Here is a 7,460-nt window from a genome sequence, read left to right as displayed (position 1 = left end):
ACGCCCGCACCCGATGACCGACTCCGCCCCCCAGCTTCCTGCCCGCATCCTCGATGGCCGCCGTATCGCCGAGGACCTGCTCGACAGCCTGAAGGTGCGGGTCGACGCCCGTGTTGCCGCCGGTGGCAGCCGCCCGGGCCTGGCCGTGGTGCTGGTGGGTGGCGACCCGGCCTCGACCGTGTACGTGCGCAACAAGCGCCGCGCCGCCGAGAAGGTCGGCATCGAGGCCTATGACTACGATCTGCCGGCCGGCACCACCGAGGCCGAGCTGCTCGACCTGATCGACCAGCTCAACGCCGACCCGAAGATCAACGGCATCCTGATCCAGCTGCCGCTGCCGGGCATTCCCGATGCGCGCCGGCTGATCCAGCGCATCGACCCGCGCAAGGACGTGGACGGCTTCCACCCGGAAAACGTCGGCCACCTGGCCCTGCGCGAGTTCGGCCTGCGCCCCTGCACCCCGCGTGGCATCACCACGCTGCTGGGCCACACCGACCAGCCGGTGCGCGGCCGCAACGCCACCATCGTCGGCGTCAGCAACCACGTTGGCCGGCCGATGGGCCTGGAGCTGCTGATTGCCGGCTGCACCGTGACCAGCTGCCACAAGTTCACCCCCAAGGACGTGCTGGAACAGGCCGTGCGCAATGCCGACATTCTGGTGGTGGCGGTGGGTCGCCCGGGCATCGTGCCGGGCGAGTGGGTGAAGCCGGGTGCGGTGGTGATCGACGTCGGCATCAACCGGTTGGATGACGGCCGGTTGGTGGGCGACGTTGGATTCAAGGCAGCTGCGGAGCGGGCGAGCTGGATCACCCCGGTTCCGGGCGGCGTGGGCCCGATGACCGTGGCCACGTTGATGCAGAACACGCTGGAAGCGGCGGAAGCCGGGGTTTGACCGGCTGGGCTGCTTGCGGTGGGGTTTGGTAGCGCCGGGCCATGCCCGGCGGATTGTTGCGGCGCCGCTGCGCTCGCCGGGCATGGCCCGGCGCTACCGGGGCCGCGTCGACGCCCCGTAATTCCCGCCGGTCCGCATGACCCGCTCCTGGTAGGTGCCAACCTTGGTTGGCACACATCTGACGGGGCCGTTGCCCTAGCTGGGGTCCGGATGCCGGACGGTTCGTGCCAACCAAGGTTGGCACCTACCAAGGGCGGTGCGCCCGCGCGACACTGTGTCGCAGCATTGCCTGTTTCCGGCCACCAAAATTACTGTTCTTGGTCGCCAAAACAGGGTAAAATGTCGCGCTTCCCCACATCTCGGGTATGCCGATGCTGCGCATCCAGGCTGAAGCTCTCACCTACGACGACGTCTCGCTCGTCCCCGCTCATTCGACCATCCTGCCCAAGGACGTCAACCTTGAAACGCGGTTGACGCGCGACCTGAAGCTCAAGCTTCCGATCCTGTCCGCGGCCATGGACACCGTCACCGAAGCACGCCTGGCCATCGCCATGGCACAGCTGGGCGGCATGGGCATCATCCACAAGAACCTGAGCGTGGAGCAGCAGGCCGCTGAAGTGGCCAAGGTCAAGAAGTTCGAGGCCGGCGTCATCCGCGACCCGATCACCGTCGGTCCGGAAACCACCATCCGCGACGTGCTGGCCCTGACCCAGGCGCACAACATCTCCGGCGTGCCAGTGGTGGGCAGCGACGGCCTGCTGGCCGGCATCGTGACCCATCGCGACATGCGCTTCGAGACCGAGCTGGACGATCCGGTCCGCCACATCATGACCAAGAAGGATCGCCTGATCACGGTCAAGGAAGGCGCCGCGTCGGATGAAGTGCTGCAGCTGCTGCACCGCAACCGCATCGAAAAGGTGCTGGTGGTCAACGATGATTTCGCCCTGCGTGGCCTGATCACCGTCAAGGACATCCAGAAGAACACCGACTTCCCGAACGCTGCCAAGGACATCGCCACCCGCCTGCTGGTCGGCGCCGCCGTCGGCGTGGGCGGCGATACCGATCGCCGCGTGGAAGCGCTGGTCGCTGCCGGCGTGGACGTGATCGTGGTTGATACCGCGCACGGCCATTCGCAGGGCGTGCTGGACCGCGTCAGCTGGGTCAAGAAGAACTTCCCGAACGTGCAGGTCATCGGCGGCAACATCTGCACCGGTGAAGCCGCGCTGGCGCTGCTGGACAGCGGCGCGGACGCAGTGAAGGTCGGCATCGGCCCGGGCTCGATCTGCACCACCCGCGTGGTGGCCGGCGTGGGCGTGCCGCAGATCACCGCGATCGACCTGGTAGCCGAAGCGCTGCAGGACCGCATCCCGCTGATCGCCGACGGTGGCATCCGTTACTCCGGCGACATCGGCAAGGCGCTGGCCGCCGGTGCCTCCACCATCATGATTGGTGGCCTGCTGGCCGGCACCGAGGAATCGCCGGGCGAAACCGAGCTGTTCCAGGGCCGTTCGTACAAGAGCTACCGCGGCATGGGTTCGTTGGCCGCGATGGAGAAGGGGTCCAAGGACCGCTACTTCCAGGACGCCGCCACCGCCGACAAGCTGGTGCCGGAAGGCATCGAAGGCCGCGTGCCGTACCGCGGCCCGGTGGGCGGCATCATCCACCAGCTGATGGGCGGCCTGCGCGCCACCATGGGCTACGTGGGCTGCGCTACTGTCGAGGACATGCGCAGCAAGCCCAAGTTCGTGAAGATCAGCGGCGCCGGCCAGCGTGAGAGCCACGTCCACGACGTGACGATCACCAAAGAGCCGCCGAACTACCGCTCCTGATGCGGGACGAGCAAAGAGGAACGAGGAAGCTGATTCCCGTTCCTCTTTCTCCATCTGCCGCTGAAAAATCTGACGTTTTCGTTTTCCCTACTGCATTGCCGGGGCGCCATGACCAACATCCATAACGACAAGATCCTCATCCTCGATTTCGGCGCGCAGTACACGCAGCTGATTGCCCGCCGCATCCGCGAGCTGGGCGTCTACTGCGAAATCTGGGCGTGGGACCACAACCCGGCCGAGATCGCGGCGTTCGGCGCCAAGGGCATCATCCTGTCCGGTGGCCCGGAATCGACCACGTTGCCGGGCGCGCCCGCCGCGCCGCAGGAAGTGTTCGACAGCGGCCTGCCGATCTTCGGCATCTGCTACGGCATGCAGACCCTGGCCGCGCAGCTGGGCGGTGCCACCGAAGCAGCTGACCAGCGCGAGTTCGGCCACGCCGAAGTGAACGTGATCAACCCGGATGCGCTGTTCAAGGGCCTGAGCGACCACGGTGGCGAGCCGAAGTTGAACGTCTGGATGAGCCACGGCGACCACGTCTCCGTTGCGCCGCCGGGCTTCACCATCACCGCCACCACCGACCGCATTCCGGTGGCCGCCATGGCCAACGAAGAAAAGCGCTGGTACGGCGTGCAGTTCCACCCGGAAGTGACCCACACCCTGCAGGGCCAGGCGCTGCTGCGCCGCTTCGTGGTGGACGTGTGCGGCTGCCAGACCCTGTGGACCGCCGCCAACATCATCGACGACCAGATCGCCCGCGTGCGCGAACAGGTGGGCGATGACGAGGTGATCCTGGGCCTGTCCGGTGGCGTCGATTCTTCCGTGGTGGCCGCGCTGCTGCACAAGGCCATCGGCGAGAAGCTGACCTGCGTGTTCGTGGATACCGGCCTGCTGCGCTGGCAGGAAGGCGACCAAGTGATGGCGATGTTTGCCGAGCACATGGGCGTAAAGGTGGTGCGCGTGAATGCCGCCGACCGTTACTTCAGCGCGCTCGAAGGCGTGAGCGACCCGGAAGCCAAACGCAAGATCATCGGCAACCTGTTCGTTGAGATCTTCGACGAAGAGTCGAACAAGCTGAAGAACGCCAAGTGGCTGGCGCAGGGCACCATCTACCCGGATGTGATCGAGTCGGCCGGCAGCAAGACCGGCAAAGCGCATGTGATCAAGAGCCACCACAACGTGGGCGGCCTGCCGGAGCACATGAAGCTGGGCCTGGTGGAGCCGCTGCGCGAGCTGTTCAAGGACGAAGTGCGCCGCCTGGGCGTTGAGCTGGGCCTGCCGCGCAGCATGGTCTACCGCCATCCGTTCCCGGGCCCGGGCCTGGGCGTGCGTATCCTGGGCGAAGTGAAGCGCGAATACGCCGAGCTGCTGGCCAAGGCCGACGCCATCTTCATCGACGAGCTGCGCAAGGCGGATCTGTACGACAAGACCAGCCAGGCGTTTGCCGTGTTCCTGCCGGTGAAGTCGGTGGGCGTGGTGGGCGACGCGCGGGCTTATGAGTGGGTGATTGCGTTGCGTGCGGTGGAGACGATTGACTTCATGACCGCGCACTGGGCGCATCTGCCGTATGAGTTCCTGGGGACGGTTAGCAACCGGATCATCAATGAGTTGCGGGGGGTGTCGAGGGTTGTTTATGACATCTCGGGGAAGCCGCCGGCTACTATTGAGTGGGAGTGAATTGACGTCCTTCGAGGACTATCGCCAGCTATCGAAAAACTGACGTAACGTGTTGATTTAGAAGAAAATACGTCGCAACAGCTATCGGTAGCTATCGCCGGCCAGCAGAAAAAGTTGACGGTAGAGCTGACGGTAAAAATCGAGGCCGGATTAAGACACTCTCGTTCACTATTCAGACTTTTACCGTCTTTGACGGTAAAAGCCTTCTCGGGAAAGCTTGTTTCATGGGGCTTTCCGGGCATCAGCAGGTCTCCAGGTCCCTGACGGTAAAACCTGACGGTAAATCCGTCACATGCCGGAGGAAACCTCGATGCTGACCGACGCCGCACTACGTAATTTCAAGCCTAAGTCCAAGATTTATAAGACTTCTGACCGAGACGGGATGTACGTGACGGTATCGCCTGGCGGAACGATCACGTTCCGCTACGACTACCGGCTCCACGGCCGCCGCGAGACACTGACCCTCGGACGCTATGGCCCTGGTGGCATCTCGCTGGCAATGGCGCGCGAACTGCTGCTGGACGCGCGCAAAGCCGTTCTCAAGGGTGTCTCGCCCGCGCTGGAAAAGCAGCGTGAGAAACGCCGGGTGGTCGCCATCAAGACCTTCGGCGCGGCGATGGAGACGTGGCTGGCCAACGCAAGGCTGGAGCGGTGAAGCATGTGCTCCAAAGGATCGTCGTTGTTGAGGATGGTTTCTTCCATGGAGGGATGGTAGGACGGTCGTGCGTCCCCGGCCAAGCAGACATGGCCGGTCGCGCTGTCGTGCTTCGCATTGAACCGCCTGCGGCGTCTCGCCCCTGATGGGCTTCCATCGTTCCCTCGCTCCGCTCGGCTGACGCCGCCGGCCCTGATTCCTAGATCCGGGCCTGCGCGCTTCGCTTGCCGTGCGGTCGGCGTGTCGAGGGGCCGTTGCCATGTCCAGCCGTCTCCCCTGACTTCATCACCTTCACCGCGACTGTAGCCCGCGCCCGTGTGCCGTCAAGGCGCGCAGGGCCGTGTCCTCGGCTGCGCCTGCGGGCCGCACCAACCCTGCGCTTGCCTCCTTGACGGCACCCGTTCGCGCGCTCCTGACCGTCGCGGGCGATGAACTCAGGAAAGACGGTGGCAACAGGGCCAACCGGGTTCCTCGTGCCGACCGCACCGAACAGCCGAAAGGCTGGGCTTCCGAATCTAGGAATCCGGTGTGCGGTGTGAACAGCAAACCCTTTTTTCTTTGTCAGGAGAAATGCCATGCAACTCGCATCCCGCTTCGCTTCCCGTTCCCCGGTGCTGCGTTCGGAACGTCCCTTGTCCGACGACCAAATCCGGGCCGTGGCCCCGTCCATCTTCGCGGACGCCCCGCACGAAAGCCGCTCCGAGCGATACAGCTACATCCCCACCGCGACCGTGCTGCAAGAACTGCGCGGGGAAGGTTTCGAGCCTTTCATGGTGACGCAAACCCGCGTGCGCCACGACGACCGCCGCGACTACACCAAGCACATGATCCGGCTGCGCCACGCCAGCCAGATCAACGGCCGCGAGGCCAACGAAATCATCCTACTGAACTCCCATGACGGCACCAGCAGCTATCAGATGCTGGCCGGGATGTTTCGTTTCGTTTGCAGCAATGGCCTTGTCTGCGGCGATACCGTGGCCGACGTGCGCGTGCCTCACAAAGGCGACGTGGCTGGACAGGTGATCGAAGGCGCATACGAAGTCCTGCACGGCTTCGACCGGGCGCAGGAATCCCGCGATGCCATGCGCGCTATCACGCTGGACGCAGGGGAATCGGAAGTGTTCGCCCGCGCTGCGCTGGCGTTGAAGTACGACGAGAACAAGCCCGCGCCCATCACGGAATCGCAAATCCTGATGCCGCGCCGCCATGACGACGACCGCCGCGACCTGTGGAGTGTGTTCAACCGCACGCAGGAGAACTTGACCAAGGGCGGACTGTCCGGGCGAAGCGCCAACGGACGCCGCCAGCAAACCCGCCCCGTTCAAGGCATTGACCAAAACGTGCGCCTGAACCGCTCCCTGTGGCTGCTGGCCGATGGCCTGCGCCAGTTGAAAGCCTGAATCCCCACGCGGCAGGGGCAGGCAGCAGCCCTTGCCGCTTCTCTCGCTGCTGCATCCCTAACCGCAAGGAGTTATCACCATGAACGCCGTACTCAAAACCGAAACCGTCGCCATCGAAGCCGCCGCGCCGCTGGAAGCGGCAGACCCGACCAAGAACCTGATCTTGGTTCCGCTGTCGCAACTGTTGCCGCGCCGCTCCAGGCGCAACGTCCGCACGACCCCGCGCCAGTCCATCCCCGAACTGGCCGCGAGCATTGCCCGCATCGGCCTGCTGCAAAACCTGATCGTCATCCTTTCCGCGGACGGCGAGGCTTACGAGGTGGTGGCCGGTGATCGCCGCCTGACCGCCTTGAAGCTGCTGGCGAAGAAGAAGCGCATCCCCGCCGACTATGAAGTGCCGTGCCTGCTGGTGGCCGATGCGTCCGCCCGTACCGTCAGCCTCGCGGAGAACGTGCAGCGCGAGAACATGCACCCCGCCGACCAGTTCGCGGCCTTCGCCGCGCTGGTCAAGGAAGGCCGGCCCGTCGAAGACATTGCCGCCGACTTCGGCGTGTCCCCGCTGGTGGTGCAGCGCCGCTTGAAGCTGGCGAACGTCTCGCCGCGCCTGATGAACGACTACCGCGCTGGAACCGTCACGCTGGAACAGTTGATGGCCTTGACCATCACCGACGACCACGCAGCGCAGGAAGCCGCGTTCTATGGTGCGCCGGAATGGCAGCGCAGCCCGTCCAAGCTGCGCGAGCGCCTGACCGAGCGCGAAATCGACGCCGCGCACGCGCTGGTGCGCTTCGTCGGGCTGGACACCTACCGGCAGGCAGGCGGCGGCATCCGCCGCGACCTGTTCGCAGAAGGCGATGCCGGAACCTACCTCACCGATACCGCAGTGCTGGAAACGCTGGTGCGCGACAAGCTGGCAACGCTGGCCGAGGACGTGCGCGCCGAGGGCTGGGCGTGGGTGGAGGCCGTGCCGCATCTGGCCTACGAGGAACGGCAGGCGTTCCAGAACCTGT

The 7,460-nt window shown here is 65.1% G+C and carries 5 protein-coding genes and 1 pseudogene; all 6 read left to right on the top strand.

The genetic code is table 11. From position 1 onward, the window contains the following. Positions 1 to 13 precede the first annotated feature (13 nt). Positions 14 to 892 carry a bifunctional methylenetetrahydrofolate dehydrogenase/methenyltetrahydrofolate cyclohydrolase FolD gene (folD, locus tag GIW57_RS23405; protein ID WP_100465109.1) on the top strand — a complete coding sequence of 293 codons (879 nt, stop codon included), beginning with the start codon at positions 14 to 16 and terminating at the stop codon, positions 890 to 892. Positions 893 to 1,263: 371 nt separating this feature from the next. Further along, positions 1,264 to 2,721, top strand: a complete 1,458-nt coding sequence (gene guaB, locus GIW57_RS23400) for an IMP dehydrogenase (protein ID WP_032976170.1) — start codon at positions 1,264 to 1,266, stop codon at positions 2,719 to 2,721. A 108-nt stretch (positions 2,722 to 2,829) separates the two neighbouring features. Beyond that, positions 2,830 to 4,395, top strand: a complete 1,566-nt coding sequence (gene guaA, locus GIW57_RS23395; RefSeq protein WP_099842332.1) for a glutamine-hydrolyzing GMP synthase — start codon at positions 2,830 to 2,832, stop codon at positions 4,393 to 4,395. A gap of 310 nt (positions 4,396 to 4,705) precedes the next feature. Continuing rightward, positions 4,706 to 5,041 (top strand): annotated as a pseudogene (locus GIW57_RS23390) (Arm DNA-binding domain-containing protein); the annotation flags it as partial. 584 nt (positions 5,042 to 5,625) lie between these two features. Next, positions 5,626 to 6,450: a DUF932 domain-containing protein gene (locus tag GIW57_RS23385; RefSeq protein ID WP_154352387.1), complete on the top strand. Its 825-nt coding sequence runs from the start codon at positions 5,626 to 5,628 to the stop codon at positions 6,448 to 6,450. Between the two features lie 79 nt (positions 6,451 to 6,529). Then, positions 6,530 to 7,460: ParB/RepB/Spo0J family partition protein (locus GIW57_RS23380; protein WP_236513096.1), on the top strand; the 931-nt coding region annotated here is incomplete at its 3' end.

Source organism: Stenotrophomonas sp. PA-6-5C, from assembly GCF_021605635.1.
Lineage (GTDB): Bacteria > Pseudomonadota > Gammaproteobacteria > Xanthomonadales > Xanthomonadaceae > Stenotrophomonas > Stenotrophomonas lactitubi.
Note: the sequence above shows the minus strand (reverse complement) of the source record. Positions and strands in the feature narration are given on the sequence as shown.